We start from the raw sequence: 15,581 nt of genomic DNA on the forward strand, positions 1-15,581 counted from the left end.
ATGGCGAGGACGATCCTGCGGGCCGAGGCGCCCTTGCCGGAGGACACGGCCGGGGCCCGGGAGGCCGCCTACCGGGAGGCGCTGGTGGCGCTGCTGGGCCGCCTCAAGGAGGCCGGACGCTCCCCGGCGGGGCTGGAGGCGCTGACGGTGCGCTCGCCGGGCGGCCGACTGAATCCCCACGCCTGGGCCTGCGACCGCCTATGGCGGGAGGTCTTCGGGGGCTTCAAGCCGGCCGGCTTTGCCGTCGAGGCGACCGAGGGGGCGCGCATCGCCCTGGTGGCGACCCTGGGCGAACCGTCGGCCTCGGCGTCGGACGCGCCGGTGGTCTGGCACGGCCTGACCGCCTCCCAGGTCAATGCGGCCTACAGCGCCCGGGCGGCGGTGCCCGATCACCTCGAGATCTTCCGGCGCTGGCGGGAGGAGGGCGAGCGGTTCCTGGCCTCGCGCGAGGTGAAGCGCGACCTGGCCTATGGCGAGGCGCCGGCGCAGTGTTTCGACTTCTTCCCCGCGTCGCGACCGAACGCCCCGCTGCTGGTGTTCATCCACGGCGGCTACTGGCAGGCCATGGACAAGGCCGAGCATGGCCAGTTGCTGGCTGGCCATCTGGAGGCGGGCTGGGCGGTGGCCGTGCTCAACTACCGGCTCTGCCCCGAGGCCACCATCGCCGACCAGGTCGAGGACGTGCGCGAGGCCCTGCGCCAGCTCTGGCATCGGGCCGAGCCGTACGGCATCGATCGGCAGCGCATCCAGGTCAGCGGCCACAGCGCCGGCGGCCACCTGGGGGCCTGCCTGGTCAGCACCGACTGGCCGGCCCTGGACCCGGCCATGCCCCCCGATCCCATCCGTTCCGCGCTGCTGGTCAGCGGGCTGTTCGATCTGGAGCCGATGCGCCACATGAGCTTCGGTCCTCTGCTCGGCCTGCCCGACGCCGAGACGGCCCGGGCGCTGAGCCCGATGTTCGCCACCCCCAACCCCGGCCTGCGCCTGCACCTGGCGGTGGGGGAGCGGGAAAGCGAGGCGTTTCACTGGCAGTCCCGGGAGCTGGCCCGCCGCTGGGGCGCCCGTCTCGAGGGTATCGAGGTCTCGAGCGTGCCCGGAACCCATCACTTCTCGGTCATGGAGCGTCTCGCCAAGGGGGGCCTGCTCGGGGCGTCGCTGAGTCTGATGTGACCCCTGACGGCGCTGCAATGACTCGCCATGGTGTTAGGCTCAGGGGAAGAAGGCTTCGAGCCCGTGCCGGGAGGAGGGTGACGCATGACCCTGGTCGATCGACTGGCGGAAGCCCAGATCCGGCAGGCGCTGGAACGCGGCGAGCTGGACCGCCTGCCGGGGCGTGGCCGGCCGCTGGAGCTGGATGACGACAGCCTGGTGCCGGAGGCGCTGCGGGCCGGCTATCGGCTGCTGAAGAACGCCGGCTTCCTGCCGCCGGAGCTGGAGCTGGTGCGCGAGATCCGCGAGGTGGAGAGCCTGATCGCGCGACTGGATCATGGCGAGGAGCGCAAGCGGGCCTGCGCCCGGCTCAACCTCCTGCGCAGTCGGCTGCAGTCCCGCGGACGGGAACCGAGCCTGCTGCTGGAACGGGGCGACTACCGGGACAGGGTGATCCGGCGCCTGGACGGCGAGGACTGACGCGCGACCATTCTCCCGCCAATCGCCATCGCACCAGACGCGTAGGGGGGATAAGCGTCAGCGCATCCACCAATACCGTCGCCAAGCCCTCCAATGTCGGCACCGCCTCATCGCGGGTGCGCTCGCGGGCTCGTTTACCCGCCATACGGCGACCTTCGTGGCCGTCGTAGATAAGCGCTAGCGCATTCATCAGGATCCCGCGGCTCGGGACTCTGCCCTTCTGCAGCGAACCTAAGGCTTGCGGCGCTGGGTCTCCTTGCGCATCTCGTTCCTGACCAGCCGCGTCATGGTGTCCAGGGACTCGGTGAACAGTTCCAGCAGGTCGTCGAGGGTGATCAGGCCCACCAGCGAGCCGTCTGCGGCCACCACCGGCATGCGGCGCACGCCGTGCTGGCGCATGCGCTCGCCGGTTTCCCAGATTTCCAGGTCCTCCGGGACCGTGACGATGTCCGAGGTCATGACATCCGCCACGGTGATCTCGCTGGGCGGCACGTCCTGGGCCATCACCTCCACCACCAGGTCCCGGTCGGTCAGCATGCCGATGGGGCGGGGGAGGCCGACGCGCATCTCGACGATCACCAGGTCGCCAACATGATGGGCGCGCATCAGCTTCGCCGCATCGAGGATCTCCGTGTGCGGCTCCGCGACGACCACGTCCCGGTTGCAGGCTTCACCGACCTTCATCGGCGTATCCTCAGTCGTGATCGACGATGCCGCTGGCGCCCGCGCCGTGAGCGCAGTGGCCACAGCAGTAGAGCGCCTGGCCGTGCTGGACGCCGTGCCCGATGATCCGGACGCCGCAGGCGGCGCACTGGGGAGCCAGCTTGTGGATCGCGCATTCGAAGCAGTCGAAGGTGTATTCGGTGCCGTCCTTGATCACCTGGAAGGAATCGCTGTAGCCGTTGCCGCAGGTGTCACAGGTGCCCATGGCCTTCTCCTCTCGGGGGATTTCCCTTGCGGGTGTATGGTCTCCGGCCTGCCTGGAGTATGGGTCAGGGCCCGGGGGCTTGCCATCGCCGGCCGGGCTTGCATCGGCGCCCGGGCGCCGCCGGGGCCGGCATCCCTGGCGATGCCGGTGGCCGGTCTCTTGATCGCCATCAAGGTGACGCTCCACCAGGGCGGACTACGCTGTTCTCATGGTTGCCGCCGCGGTCGCCCGACAAGGCGGCGGAAGGAGAGATCCGATGCGCTCGCCAGGCCCGCAAGGGCCCGCCGGAGAGGCCCCGCCCCCGGCCCTGACCGATCACGACGCCGTCCGGGCGACGTTCAGCTGGCGCCAGGCCCGCGAGCAGCTCGCGGGCCTGCCCGGCGGGCGGCTGAACATCGCCCACGAGGCGCTGGATCGCCACCTCGGCACGCCCACTGCGGAGCGAATCGCCATGCGCTTCCTTCCCCGGCAGGGCGAGCCCGTCGACATCAGCTATCGGGCGCTCGCCGAGCGCGCCAACCGTTTCGCCAACCTGCTGGCGGCCCTGGGCGTGAAGCCCGGCGATCGGGTCTACGGCATCGCCCATCGCACCCCCGACCTCTACGCCGCCGCCCTGGGCACCCTGAAGCACGGCGGCGTCTTCACGCCGCTGTTCTCGGCCTTCGGGCCCGAGCCGATCCGCTCCCGGGTGGAGATCGGCGAGCCCGTGGTCCTCGTGACCACCGAGCGGCTCTATCGCCGCAAGATCGCCGACTGGATCGGCGAGACGCCCTCGGCGCAGCGGGTGCTGCTGATCGGCGAGGTGGCCGAGGCGCCGCCGGGGACCCTGGATGCCGGCCAGGCCATGAGCGAGCAGTCGCCGGACTACGCCACGCGGCCCATGGCCCCGGAGGATCCCGCGCTGCTGCACTTCACCAGCGGCACCACGGGACGCCCCAAGGGCGCCATCCACGTCCACGAGGCGGTGGTGGCCCATCACGTCACCGGCCGCTACGCGCTGGACCTCCAGCCCCGGGACATCTACTGGTGCACGGCCGACCCCGGCTGGGTCACCGGCACCTCCTACGGCATCATCGCCCCGCTGACCAATGGGGTGACCATGGTGGTGGACGAGGAGGAGTTCGACGCCGAACGCTGGTATCGCATCCTCGAGCAGGAGAGGGTCACCGTCTGGTACACGGCGCCCACCGCCATCCGCATGCTGATGAAGCTCGGTCCGGCGTTGGCGCGCCGGCATGACCTCTCCGCCCTGCGCTTTTTGGCCAGCGTGGGCGAGCCGCTGAACCCGGAAGCGGTGCACTGGGGCCGGGCGACGCTGGGGCGGCCCTTCCACGACAACTGGTGGCAGACGGAAACCGGCGGGATCATGATCGCCAACGTCGCCGGCATGCCCATCAAGCCTGGCTCCATGGGGCGTCCCGTGCCGGGCATCGAGGCGGCCGTGGCGCGGCGCACCGACGATGGCATCGAGCTCGTAAAGGATCCCGCCGAGACCGGCGAGCTGGCGTTGAAGACGCCCTGGCCGTCGATGTTTCGCGGCTACCTGCACGAGGAGGCGCGCTACCGGAAGTGCTTCGTCGGCGACTGGTACCTCACCGGCGACCTGGCCCGGCGCGACGAGGACGGCTACTTCTGGTTCATCGGCCGCGCCGACGACGTGATCAAGTCCTCCGGCCACCTGATCGGCCCCTTCGAGGTGGAAAGCGTGCTGATGGAGCACCCGGCGGTGGCCGAGGCCGGCGTGATCGGCGTCCCCGACGAGGTGGCCGGCGAGACGGTCAAGGCCTTCGTGTCGCTCAAGCCGGGCCATGCGCCCGACGAGGCGCTGCGTCGGGAGATCCTGGGCCTGGCCCGCAAGCGGCTCGGGCCGGCGGTGGCCCCGCGCCAGGTGGAGTTCCGCGAGCGGCTGCCCAGGACCCGCAGCGGCAAGATCATGCGACGCCTGCTGCGCGCCCGGGAACTCGGCCTGCCGGAAGGCGACACCTCGACGCTGGAAGGGGGCAGGGAATGAACGACGTCTCGCCTCACAAGCCGCGCCTGTCCCGGGCGCACCTGCTCGAGCTGCTGCGCCAGATGCTGCGGGTGCGCCGCTTCGAGGAACGCTGCGTGGAGCTCTATACCCAGGAGAAGATCCGCGGCTTCCTGCACGTCTACATCGGCGAGGAAGCGGTGGGCACCGGGGTGATGCATGGGCTCGGTCCCGAGGATGCCGTGGTCTCCACCTACCGGGAGCACGGCCATGCCCTGCTCAACCGCATCCCCATGGACCGGGTGATGGCCGAGATGTACGGCAAGGTGACCGGCTGCAGCCGGGGACGGGGCGGGTCCATGCACCTGTTCGACGCGAGAGCCCGTTTCTTCGGGGGCAATGCCATCGTCGGGGGCGGCCTGCCGCTGGCCGTCGGCCTGGCCCTGGCGGACAAGCTCGCCGGGCGCAGCCGGGTCACCGCCTGTTTCTTCGGCGACGGCGCCGCCGCGGAGGGCGCCTTCCACGAGAGCCTCAACCTGGCGGCCCTGTGGCAGCTGCCGGTGCTCTTCGTCTGCGAGAACAACCTCTATGCCATGGGCACGGCCCTGCGCCTCGCCCACGCCCAGACGGAGCTGACGCGCAAGGCCGAGGCGCTGGGCGTTCCCGCGGAAAGCGTCGACGGCATGGACGTGGTCGCCGTGGAGGCCGCCGGCGCCCGACTGCGCCAGGCACTGCGGGCCGGCCAGGGGCCCCGCTTCCTGGAGTGCCGGACGTATCGCTTCCGGGCTCACTCCATGTTCGATCCGGAGCTCTACCGCGACCGCGCCGAGGTGGAGGCCTGGAAGGAGCGCGACCCCATTCCCCGGCTGGCGGCGTGGATGCAGCGTTCGGGGCTGTTGCACGAGGGCGAGCGCGAGGCACTGGAAGGCGAGATCGCCGGGGAGCTCGAGCAGGCGGTGGCCGAGGCCGAGGCGGCGGAGTGGGAGCCGGAGGCCAGCCTGCTGGACCACGTCTACCGGGCACCGCCCACCTGGTCGCCGCCTCCGCCCGCCGCCGAGACGGAGCCCCTGGACCTGAGCTTTCGCGAGGCCTTCCGGCTCGGCCTGATCGAGGCCCTGGAACACGACGAACGCGTCTTCCTGATGGGCGAGGACATCGGCCACTACGGCGGCTGCTACGCGGTCAGCCGCGGCCTGCTGGAGCGCTTCGGCCCGGAGCGCATCCGCGACACCCCGCTGTCGGAGAACGGCTTCACCGGGGCGGGCATCGGGGCGGCGCTCGGCGAGGCGCGCCCCATCGTCGAGATCATGACCGTCAACTTCAGCCTGCTGGCCATGGACCAGATCGTGAACTCGGCGGCCACCCTGCTGCACATGTCCGGCGGCGAGTTCGGCGTGCCCCTGGTGATCCGCATGGCCACCGGCGCCGGCCGCCAGGTGGCCGCCCAGCACTCCCACAGCCTGGAGCACTGGTACGCCCATGTGCCGGGGCTCAAGGTGCTCGCGCCCGGTACCCTGCAGGACGCGCGCTACATGCTCTGGGCGGCGCTTCAGGATCCCAACCCGGTGCTGATCTTCGAGCATGTGATGCTCTACAACCGGGAGGGCCGCCTGGAACCGCTTCCCCAGGGCGTGGACATTCGCCATGCGGCCATCCGTCGCCCGGGGCGCGATCTCAGCCTGATCACCTACGGCGGCAGCCTGCCCAAGACCCTGGAGGCGGCCGAGGCCCTGGCCGGGGAGGGCATCGAGGCCGAGGTGGTGGACCTGCGCGTGCTGCGTCCTCTGGACACCTCGACCCTCCTCGAGTCCCTGGGTCGCACGCACCGGGCGGTGATCGTCGACGAGGGCTGGAAGACCGGCAGCCTGGCCGGCGAGATCGCCGCCATCCTGGCCGAGCAGGCCTTCTGGTCGCTGGATGCGCCCATCGAGCGCGTCTGCACCGACGAGATCCCCATTCCCTATCCGCGACACCTGGAGAACGCCGCGCTGCCCCAGGTGGAGGACATCCTGGCCGCCGCCCGGCGTGTCATGGGAGCGGGGCCATGAGCGACTTCCTCATGCCGTCCCTCGGCGCCGACATGGAGGCGGGCACCCTGGCCGAGTGGCGGGTGGCGCCGGGCGACCGGGTGGAGAAGGGGCAGATCATCGCCGTGGTGGAGACCGCCAAGGGGGCCATCGACGTCGAGGTCTTCGAGAGCGGGGTGGTCGAGGAATGCTACGTGGGCCCGAACACCCGGGTACCGGTGGGCACCCCCCTGGCGCGGATCGGCGGCGGCGAGCGGGTGGTCCATGACCGGCCCGAACCGGGCGCCGTGGACGAACCCGCGACGGTACCGGAAGCCGAGACGGAGGCGCCGTCACCCGGCCCGAGGCCGCCATCGCCCGCCGGCGGAGGGCCTTCCCCCGGCGCCTCGCCGGCCGCCCGACGACGGGCCCGAGAGCTCGGGCTCTACCTGGAGCGCGTTGCCGGCAGCGGTCCCGGCGGGGCCGTCGTGCTGCGCGATCTCGAGGGTGCCGGCGGCGAGGTCTCCTCGGCGCCCGGCCGGCCCGGGGGCGGGGGCGAGCCGACCGAGATGCGGCGCGCCATCGCCGCGGCCATGACCCGCTCCAAGCGCGAGATTCCCCACTACTACCTGGCCACCACCCTGGACCTGCAGGCCGCCGAGGGCTGGCTGGAGGCCTACAACCGGGATCAGCCGCCGGTCTCGCGCCTGCTGATGGCCGCGCTGTTCATGAAGGCGACGGCCCGGGCCCTGGTGAGCTACCCGGACCTGAACGGCCACTACGAGGCTCAGGGCTTCCGCCCGGCCGAGCGCGTCGACCTGGGCATGGCCATCCACCTGCGGGCCGGGGGGCTGATCGCCCCGGCGATCTGCGGCGCCGAGGCGCTCGCCCTGCCGGAGCTGATGGCTCGCCTGCAGGACCTGGTGCAGCGCACCCGCAGCGGCGGCCTGCGGGCCTCCGAGGTCGGCACCGCCACGGCCACCGTGACGGCGCTGGGGGAGCGCGGCGTGGACACCGTCTATGGGGTCATCCAGCCGCCGCAGGTGGCGATGATCGGCTTCGGCCGGGTGCGGCGGCGTCCGCTGGCGGTGGACGACATGCTGGCGATTCGCCCGGCGGTGGACCTCAGCCAGGCCGCCGACCATCGCGTCTGCGACGGCCACCTGGGGGCGCGTTTCCTCAACGAGATCGACGCCCAACTGCAACATCCGGAGGCGCTGTGAACAGAGAACGGCTGCGCGACATCGTGCTCGAGGAACTCTCGGCGATCGCCCCGGATATCGACATCGCCACCCTGGACGAGCGGGCCCGACTGCGCGACGAGTACGACCTGGACTCCATGGACGCCCTGAACCTGCTGACCGCCCTGCACCGCCGCCTCAAGGTCGATATCCCCGAGACCGACTACGCCCGGATGCAGTCCCTCCGGGACCTGCTGGACTACCTGGAGCCTCGGGCGGGGGGCTGATCCCCCCCGGCCGAGCGGCGTCGAACGCGCGCCTTCGAACCGGAGAGGAGAACCGGATGACACGCCATGCACGCCTCGTGATCCTCGGGACCGGCACGGCCGGGCTCAGTGCCTTCAAGCAGGCCTCCGAGACCACCGACGACATCCTGCTGGTGGATCCCGGCCCCCTGGGCACCACCTGCGCCCGGGTCGGCTGCATGCCGTCCAAGGCGCTGCTGAAGCTGGCCCGGGACGTGGACGCCGCCCGGCGCCTGGTCGAGGCGGGCTTCGTCGCCGGCCCGGCCGGCGAGCTCGACGATGCCGCCATCATGGCGGAGGTGCGTCGGCTGCGGGATCGCTTCGCCGCGGGCCCGACCGCCGCGGTGGAGAAGCGGGGCGAGCGCTATGTCCGGGCCCGGGCCCGCTTCGTCGGCCCCGACACCCTGGACCTGGACGGCGAGCGGGTCACCGCCGATGCCATCATCGTCGCCACCGGCAGCGCGCCCTTCGTGCCCGAGGCCTGGCGGACGCTGGGCGCCCGCCTGCTGACCAGCGATACCCTCTTCGAGCTCGAGCGCCTGCCCCGGCGGCTGGCCGTGGTGGGACTCGGCCCCATCGGGGCGGAGCTCGGTCAGGCGATGGCGATGCTGGGCGTGGAGGTGCATGCCTTCGGGCGGGACGACCGGGTGGCCGGGCTCAGGGATCCTGAGGTCAATGCCGCCGCCTTCCGGGCCCTGGGGGGCGCCCTGCAGCTCCATGCCGGGCATGAGGTGGAGCCCGAGCCGTCAGGTGACGGCGTGAGGATCCGTTTCGGCGAGGAGGCTATCGAGGTGGATGCGGTGCTCGCCGCCATGGGGCGACGGCCCCGGGTGGCCTCGCTGGGCCTGGAGGCGCTGGGGCTGCCCCTGGGGCGCAACGGCCTGCCCGAGCTGGACCCTCGCCGGCTGCGCGCCGGCGACACCCCGGTGTACTTCGCCGGCGACGTCAACGGGGTGATCCCGCTGATGCACGAGGCCGCTGACGAGGGGCGGCTGGTCGCCTACCACGCCCTGAATCCCGAGGCCGAGTGCCTGACCCGGCGCACCCCCCTGGCGATCGTCTTCACCGAACCGGAGATCGCGCGGGTCGGGCTGGCCTTCGACGAACTGCCCGGCGAGGCCCTGATCGGCGGCAGCGACTTCGGCAAGCTGGGCCGGGCCGTCATCATGGACGATCGGGGCGGCCCCCTGCGGGTCTACGCCGACCGGGACGGGCGCCTGCTGGGGGGCGAGATGGCGGTCACCGGGGCCGAGCATCTCGCCCATCAGCTGGCCTGGCTGATCCAGCGGGAGGTGACGGTCGAGGAAGCGCTGCTGTTGCCCTTCTATCATCCGGTGCTCGAGGAGGGGCTGCGCTCCGCCCTGCAGGACCTGCGTCGCCAGTTGCCGGAGTCGGCCGGGCGACCGGATCTGCCCCTGTGCGGCCACCAGGACGATCCGCTGCCGGGCATCTGAGGGGAAGGGGGCGCGACACGACGAGCGCCCCCGACTCGCGGCAGGGCCGGCTCGTCAGGCCGACTTGATCCCCAGGATCTCGCGCGCCTGCTGCCAGGTGGCCACCGGGCGCTCGTATTGCTCGCACAGCCCCGCCACCCGCTCGACCAGCGCGGCGTTGGAGGGCGCGAGGCTGTCCTTGTCCCAGCGGACGTTGTCCTCGAGCCCGGTGCGGGTATGGCCCCCCGCGGCGATCGACCACTCGTTGAGCACCAGCTGGTTGGCGCCGATGCCGGCCCCGCACCACTGGGCGTCCGGGGCGAGCCGCTTCAGGGTCTCCACGTAGAAGTCGAAGGTCGGCTTGTCCACCGGCATGGCGTTCTTGACCCCCATCACGAACTGCACGTAGAGCGGCGCCTTGATCTTGCCTTGCCGGGAGAGATTCACCGCCTGGTGGACATGCGACAGGTCGAAGGCCTCGATCTCGGGCTTGATGTCGTACTTCAGCATCTCGTCGGCGAGCCATTCCACCAGCTGCGGCGAGTTGTCGTACACCCGGGTCGGGAAGTTGTTGGAGCCGACCGCGAGGCTGGCCATGTCGGGCTTGAGCGGCAGCATGGCGCCACGTTCCTGGCCCGCGCCCGAACGCCCGCCGGTGGAAAGCTGGATGATCATCCCCGGGCAGTGCTTCCTGAGACCGTCCATCAGCTCGGCGAACCGCTCGGGGTCCGAGGTCGGCGACTGGTCGTCATTGCGAACATGGCAATGGACGATGCTGGCGCCGGCCTCGAAGGCCGCCTGGGTGCTCTCGACCTGCTCGGCGATGGTCACCGGTACGGCCGGGTTGTTTTCCTTGCGGGGCAGGCTGCCGGTGATGGCGACGCAGATGATGCAGGGATTCGACATGGGGACCTCGCGTGGCGCCAGGGGATGCGCCTGGTTGAGTGTCCAGGAGCCTGTCGGGTTTATTCGGTCAAACCCGACAGGCTCCTGGAGTGCGATGGCGGCCGGATCACCGCCGCGCCCTCCGGGAGGGCCGCTTGGCCATCGGCCGGCCGTCGGGCCGGCCGATGGAAAGGAACAAGTGCTGGTCAGGCGGAGGGCGGGAATGCCGCCAGCAGCGTCTCGGCGAACCGTGCCGGGACCTCCACGGAGGGCACGTGGCCGACGCCCTCGAGGATCTCCAGGGGCGCCCCGTCGAGCTCGGCGGCCAGTGCCTCGAGGGTCGCCGGCGGGGTCGCCAGGTCCTCGCTGCCGCCCAGCAGCTGCACCGTGACGCCCTTGCCCGCCAGCTTGCCGGTGAAGTCGCTGCGCCCGAGCATCTCGCAGAGCCGGGCATAGGATTCGTCGTCGCCGCGGCCCATCTGGGTGCACCAGCCCGCCTTCAGGGCCGGCTCGGCCTCGAAGCGGGCCGGGGCGAACCAGCGGGGCACGATCTCGGCGGCCATGGCCGCCAGCCCTTCCTCGCGCACCCGGGCGGCGCGGGTGGTCCACAGCTCGGCGTTGCCGATCACCGCCCCGGTGTTGGTCAGGGTCGCGGACAGCAGGCGATCGCCGTGTGCGGCCACCAGTCGCTGCCCGACCACGCCGCCGATGGAGGTGCCGACGAAGTGAAAACGCTCGGCGCCGGCCCGGTCGGCCAGGGCCAGGGCCTCGGCGGCCAGCGCTTCGGGGGTGATCTCGCCGCCGTCGGCGGGCCAGGCCTCGCTGGCGCCGTGCCCCGGCAGGTCCCAGGTGAGCACCCGGCAGGACGGCAGCAGCGCGGGCAGCAGCTCGTCCCAGACCGCCTGGGTCATGCCCAGCGGATGCGCCAGGATCACCAGGGGCCGGGTCGCGTCACCCAGCAGGCGATAGGCCACGGCGCGGCCGTCGATGTTCAGGAATGCCATGGAAACTTCTCCCAAGGTGCAACGCCGAGGGTTACCTCGGCGCGACTCTCATGATCAGAAGGAAGAACGCGGCTTCGCCGCTTGAAGAAGAAAGACCGGTGCTTCGCACCTGGAAGAGGGAAGAAACCCAAACCCTGACGTTTCCCTCTTCTCCCTTCCTTCTTCCCTCTGCTTTCTTAAGCCCGCTCGATCAGGGTGGCGATGCCTTGCCCCACGCCGACGCACATGGTGCACAGGGCATAGCGCTTGCCGGTCTGCTGCAGCTCATGGGCCGCGGTCAGCAGCAGGCGGGCGCCGGACATGCCCAGCGGGTGGCCCAGGGCGATGGCGCCGCCGTTGGGGTTGACCCGCGGGTCGTCGTCCTCGAGCCCCAGGGCCAGCAGGCAGGCCAGCGCCTGGGCGGCGAAGGCCTCGTTGAGCTCGATGACGTCGACCTCGTCGAGGGACACGCCGGTGCGCTCGAGCAGCCGCTTCACCGCCGGCACCGGGCCATGGCCCATGATGGCGGGCTCCACGCCGGCGGTGGCCATGCCGAGGATCTTCGCCATGGGCTTGAGGCCATGGCGCTCCACCGCCGCCTGGCTGGCCACCAGCATCGCCGCCGCGCCGTCGTTGACCCCGGAGGCGTTGCCGGCGGTGACGCTGCCGCCCTCGCGGAAGGGCGTGGGCAGGCTTGCCAGCTTCTCGAGGCTGGTCTCGCGGAGGTGCTCGTCCTGGTCGAAGATCAGCGGCGCCTGCTTGCGCCGGGGGATCTCGATGGCGGTGATCTCGCGGGCAAAGCGGCCGACCTGCTGGGCGGCGGCGGCCTTCTGCTGGGAGCGCAGGGCGAAGGCGTCCTGGTCCTCGCGGGCGATGGCGAAGCGCTCGGCCACGTTCTCGGCGGTCTCCGGCATGGAATCGACGCCGTAGGCCTGCTTCATCAGCGGATTGACGAAGCGCCAGCCGATGGTGGTGTCCTCGATCGTCTGCCCGCGGGAGAAGGCGGTCTCGGCCTTGCCCATCACGAAGGGCGCGCGGGACATGGACTCCACGCCGCCGGCCAGCGCCAGGTCCATCTCGCCGGCCTTGATGGCGCGGAAGGCGGTGCCCACCGCATCCATCCCGGAGCCGCACAGGCGATTCAGGGTGGTGCCGGGTACCGAGGTCGGCAGGCCCGCCAGCAGGGCGGACATGCGAGCCACGTTGCGGTTGTCCTCGCCGGCCTGGTTGGCGCAGCCCATGAAGACTTCTTCAATCGCGGCCGGATCGAGATCGGGGGCCTCGGCCAGCACCGCCTGGAAGATGGTGGCGGCGAAGTCGTCGGGGCGCACGGCGGCCAGGGTGCCGCCGAAGCGGCCCACGGCGGTGCGTCGGGGATGGCACAGGTAGACGTCACTCATCGGGGGCTCCTCTCATTCGCCGGCGTGTTGACGGGCGGTACGTTCTTTCAGGTCGCGCAGGATCTCGAGTTCCTTCTCCGAGGGCTCGGGGGTGGTCTCGAGCGCGTCGTCGAAGCGGATCTCCCAGCCGGTGGCCTCCTGGACGTCCCGGGCGGTCACGCCGGGATGCAGCGAGACGACCGTGAGCTCCCGGGTCTCGGGGTCGGGCTTCATCACGCAGAGGTCGGTGATCACCCGGGTCGGGCCGCGGCCGATGTTGGGCACGCCGTCGCGGCCCTTGCCGTCGCGACCGAAGCCCAGGGTGGTGATGAAGTCCACCTCGTCGACGAAGGCCCGCTTGGAGTGCTTCAGGGTGATGAAGACCTCCCCCGCATTCGTCGCAATTTCGGGAGCCCCCCCACCGCCCGGCAGGCGTACCTTGGGCTCGCGATAGTCGCCGATCAGGGTGGTGTTGAGGTTGCAGTAGCGGTCGATCTGGGCGGTGCCCAGGAAGCCCACGTCGATCTTTCCGCCCTGCAGCCAGTAGCGGAACATCTCGGGCACCGAGACGGTGGTCAGGGCCGTCTCGGCGAGCTCGCCGTCACCGATGGAGAGCGGCAGCACCTCGGGCTTGGTCTGCAGGGTGCCGGACTCGTAGATCAGCACCACGTCCGGGGCATGGGTCAGGCGCGCCAGGTTGGCGGCTTCGCTGGGCAGGCCGATGCCGACGAAGCAGGTGGTACCGTTCTCCAGCGCCCGGGCGGCGGTGACGGTCATCATCTCGGCGGAGGTGTATTCGAGACTCATCAGGACTGTCCTCCTGCGTTGTGGACGTTTTCGTCGAGCCACCGGGTGAAGGCGTCACGATCCCGGGCGATGGCGTCCCACTCCTTGTAGAAGCGGTTGTTGCGCGGGTAGTAGCCGTGCGCATAGGAGGGCAGCGAGCCCTTCTCGGCCACGGCGACGGCGTCGATGGCCCAGCCCGGGATCACGCAGGCATTGGGGTGATAGTCCGGCAGGGCGGTCAGGTCGTCGACGATCTCCTCGACGGTGACGATGCTCTGCTTGGCGGCCAGTACCGCCTCCTTCTGCACGCCGACGATGCCTTCCACCAGCACATTGCCGGCGCGGTCGGCCTTCTGGGCATGGACGATGGAGACGTCCGGGCGCACCGAGGGCACCGCGGCCAGGCGCTCGCCGGTGAAGGGACAGTCGATGAACTTGATCTGGTCGTTGACGCTGGGCAGCTCGCTGCCCACATAGCCGCGCAGCACGGCCAGCGGCAGCACCGCGGCGCCGGCCTCGAAGGCGCAGGCCATGGCGGCGTGGCTGTGCTCGAGGATCTCGACCTGGTGGGGCCAGCCCTTCTCCACGGCGTCGCGCAGGCGATGCAGGGAGCCCACGCCCGGGTTGCCGCCCCAGGAGAAGATCACCTTCTTCGCACAGCCCGCGCCGATCAGCTGGTCGTAGACCAGGTCGGGGGTCATGCGGATCAGGGTCAGGTCGCGCTTGCCCTGGCGGATCACCTCGTGGCCCGCGGCGAAGGGGATCAGGTGGGTGAAGCCCTCCATGGCGACGGTGGCGCCGTCCTGGACGTAGCGCGCGACCGCGTCATGCAGGCTGAGAAACTCGGCCATGATGGTGCACCTCTGTTGGGGGTGGACTCGAAGGCCGCTGCCCGCCGGGGGCAACCGCCTGGAGTGTTCGATCTACGAACATCAATTTGTCATGCGAACAATTTAGCGCCACCCGGGAGGCGGGTCAAAGTCGTCGCTTGGCATCGGTGCTGCGATGCCGGGTCAGCGGAGCGCTAACCCGCCGGCGGAAAAGGGGTTTCGAGATCGTCCCGGCGCCGGCCCATGCGACCAAGGTCTAAGGCGTCCGGGAGGCTTGACCGGGGAAAGGAGTACGGATGTTCGGCCAGCGAACGGGTGTGGTAGATTGAGGACCAGCTGGCGCCGTCCCGGCGCCATCATCCGGCAGAGGGGAGGACGGCATGCAGGAAGAGGTGTTGGGCCCGGACGACCGGGACTTCGTCACGGCACTGGCCAGCGGGCTGGAGGTGATCCTGGCCTTCGACGAGGAGCATCCGCGCATGACCCTCAGCGAGGTGGCGGCCCGCACGGGCATGAATCGGGCCCGCGCCCGGCGCTTTCTCCTGACGCTCCATTCCCTGGGCTATGTGCGCAAGACCCAGCGCCACTTCGAGCTGGCGCCCCGGGTGCTGCAGCTGGGGTATGCCTTCCTCTCGGCCAACGGCTACCAGAGCGTGATCCAGCAGGTGCTCGAGGACATCACCGCCGAGTGTGGCGAGTCGTCGTCCCTGGGCGTGCTGGACGGCGACGAGGTCACCTACGTGGCTCGCTCGGCCGCCAAGCACCGGCTGATGGCCATCAGCCTCGCGGTGGGGACTCGCCTGCCGGCCGCCCATACCTCCATGGGCCGGGTGCTGCTGGCCCAGTTGCCCGACGACGAGCTCGAGGCCTTCCTGGCCCGGGTGACCCTGGAGCGCTACACGGACAAGACCGTCACCGACAAGGCCGTGCTGCGCGAACGCATCCTCGAGGCGCGTCGGCAGGGCCATGCCGTTGCCGACCAGGAACTGGATTCCGGGCTGCGCTCCCTGGCGGTACCGGCCTTCGATGCCACCGGCCGGCTCATCGGCGCCATCAACATCAGCACCAACGCCGCGCGCGTGGACTTCGACACCCTGCTCGGCGAGTACCTGCCGCTGCTGCAGGACAAGGCCCGCCAGATCCGCCAGCAGGTGCGCTGACCGCCGCGACTGATTAACCCGGCAAGCGTTTATGCCGGGTTAATCGCGGCACAGGGACGTGCCGCCGCCGGCCGTCAGGTCGGCGCGAGCCCGCGCCACACCAGCAG

The 15,581-nt window shown here is 70.9% G+C and carries 15 protein-coding genes; 8 read left to right on the top strand and 7 right to left on the bottom strand.

The features are described from left to right. Both BEI_RS02865 and BEI_RS02870 read left to right on the top strand, forming a co-directional pair. On the top strand, nt 1–1,170 hold the full coding sequence (locus BEI_RS02865) for an alpha/beta hydrolase (protein ID WP_153045757.1): 1,170 nt from the start codon (nt 1–3) through the stop codon (nt 1,168–1,170). Between the two features lie 84 nt (nt 1,171–1,254). Continuing rightward, the gene (locus tag BEI_RS02870) at nt 1,255–1,629 is read left to right on the top strand and encodes a DnaJ family domain-containing protein (protein ID WP_097788090.1); all 375 of its coding nucleotides are present in this window, start codon (nt 1,255–1,257) and stop codon (nt 1,627–1,629) included. A 231-nt stretch (nt 1,630–1,860) separates the two neighbouring features. Here the strand turns inward: BEI_RS02870 and BEI_RS02875 are convergent, their stop codons facing one another. Both BEI_RS02875 and BEI_RS02880 read right to left on the bottom strand, forming a co-directional pair. Then, complete coding sequence (locus tag BEI_RS02875; RefSeq protein ID WP_097788091.1) at nt 1,861–2,313, bottom strand: CBS domain-containing protein; 453 nt, start codon at nt 2,311–2,313, stop codon at nt 1,861–1,863. A 10-nt stretch (nt 2,314–2,323) separates the two neighbouring features. Beyond that, complete coding sequence (locus tag BEI_RS02880; protein WP_097788092.1) at nt 2,324–2,557, bottom strand: hypothetical protein; 234 nt, start codon at nt 2,555–2,557, stop codon at nt 2,324–2,326. 256 nt (nt 2,558–2,813) lie between these two features. On the opposite strand from BEI_RS02880, the gene acsA reads away from it, so the two are divergent. The 5 genes from acsA to BEI_RS02905 are packed head-to-tail and all read left to right on the top strand — an operon-like array spanning nt 2,814 to nt 9,472. Then, on the top strand, nt 2,814–4,568 hold the full coding sequence (acsA, locus tag BEI_RS02885) for an acetate--CoA ligase (RefSeq protein WP_097788093.1): 1,755 nt from the start codon (nt 2,814–2,816) through the stop codon (nt 4,566–4,568). Further along, entirely contained in the window at nt 4,565–6,574 is a 2,010-nt protein-coding gene (gene pdhA, locus BEI_RS02890; protein ID WP_097788094.1) for a pyruvate dehydrogenase (acetyl-transferring) E1 component subunit alpha, read from the top strand. The genes acsA and pdhA overlap by 4 nt, the downstream gene beginning before the upstream one ends. Further along, nucleotides 6,571–7,755, top strand: a complete 1,185-nt coding sequence (locus BEI_RS02895; protein ID WP_097788095.1) for a dihydrolipoamide acetyltransferase family protein — start codon at nt 6,571–6,573, stop codon at nt 7,753–7,755. Before pdhA ends, BEI_RS02895 begins: the two co-directional genes overlap by 4 nt. After that, nucleotides 7,752–8,000 (top strand): acyl carrier protein, encoded by a 249-nt coding sequence (locus BEI_RS02900; RefSeq protein ID WP_097788096.1) that lies wholly within the window; start codon nt 7,752–7,754, stop codon nt 7,998–8,000. The genes BEI_RS02895 and BEI_RS02900 overlap by 4 nt, the downstream gene beginning before the upstream one ends. Nucleotides 8,001–8,056: 56 nt before the next feature. After that, nucleotides 8,057–9,472 (top strand): dihydrolipoyl dehydrogenase, encoded by a 1,416-nt coding sequence (locus BEI_RS02905; protein ID WP_097788097.1) that lies wholly within the window; start codon nt 8,057–8,059, stop codon nt 9,470–9,472. Between the two features lie 54 nt (nt 9,473–9,526). On the opposite strand, the gene BEI_RS02910 is transcribed toward BEI_RS02905, so the two are convergent. The 5 genes from BEI_RS02910 to BEI_RS02930 form a co-directional block, all read right to left on the bottom strand. After that, nucleotides 9,527–10,357, bottom strand: a complete 831-nt coding sequence (locus BEI_RS02910; protein ID WP_097788098.1) for a 3-oxoadipate:acetyl-CoA acetyltransferase — start codon at nt 10,355–10,357, stop codon at nt 9,527–9,529. A 185-nt stretch (nt 10,358–10,542) separates the two neighbouring features. Beyond that, nucleotides 10,543–11,340 (bottom strand): alpha/beta fold hydrolase, encoded by a 798-nt coding sequence (locus BEI_RS02915; RefSeq protein WP_097788099.1) that lies wholly within the window; start codon nt 11,338–11,340, stop codon nt 10,543–10,545. A gap of 176 nt (nt 11,341–11,516) precedes the next feature. Then, a complete protein-coding gene (gene pcaF / locus BEI_RS02920; RefSeq protein WP_097788100.1) occupies nt 11,517–12,719 on the bottom strand; it encodes a 3-oxoadipyl-CoA thiolase in 1,203 nt (400 codons plus the stop codon). Nucleotides 12,720–12,731: 12 nt separating this feature from the next. Further along, nucleotides 12,732–13,505, bottom strand: coding sequence for a CoA-transferase subunit beta (locus BEI_RS02925; RefSeq protein ID WP_097788101.1), 774 nt, complete (start codon nt 13,503–13,505; stop codon nt 12,732–12,734). Then, complete coding sequence (locus BEI_RS02930; RefSeq protein ID WP_097788102.1) at nt 13,505–14,335, bottom strand: CoA transferase subunit A; 831 nt, start codon at nt 14,333–14,335, stop codon at nt 13,505–13,507. Before BEI_RS02930 ends, BEI_RS02925 begins: the two co-directional genes overlap by 1 nt. Before the next feature lie 359 nt (nt 14,336–14,694). Here BEI_RS02930 and BEI_RS02935 point away from each other — a divergent pair, with 359 nt between their 5' ends. Then, complete coding sequence (locus tag BEI_RS02935) at nt 14,695–15,474, top strand: IclR family transcriptional regulator domain-containing protein (RefSeq protein WP_097788103.1); 780 nt, start codon at nt 14,695–14,697, stop codon at nt 15,472–15,474. Nucleotides 15,475–15,581: the final 107 nt, after the last annotated feature.

The sequence above is a fragment of the Halomonas beimenensis genome (genome assembly GCF_002549795.1).
Taxonomy (GTDB): domain Bacteria; phylum Pseudomonadota; class Gammaproteobacteria; order Pseudomonadales; family Halomonadaceae; genus Halomonas; species Halomonas beimenensis.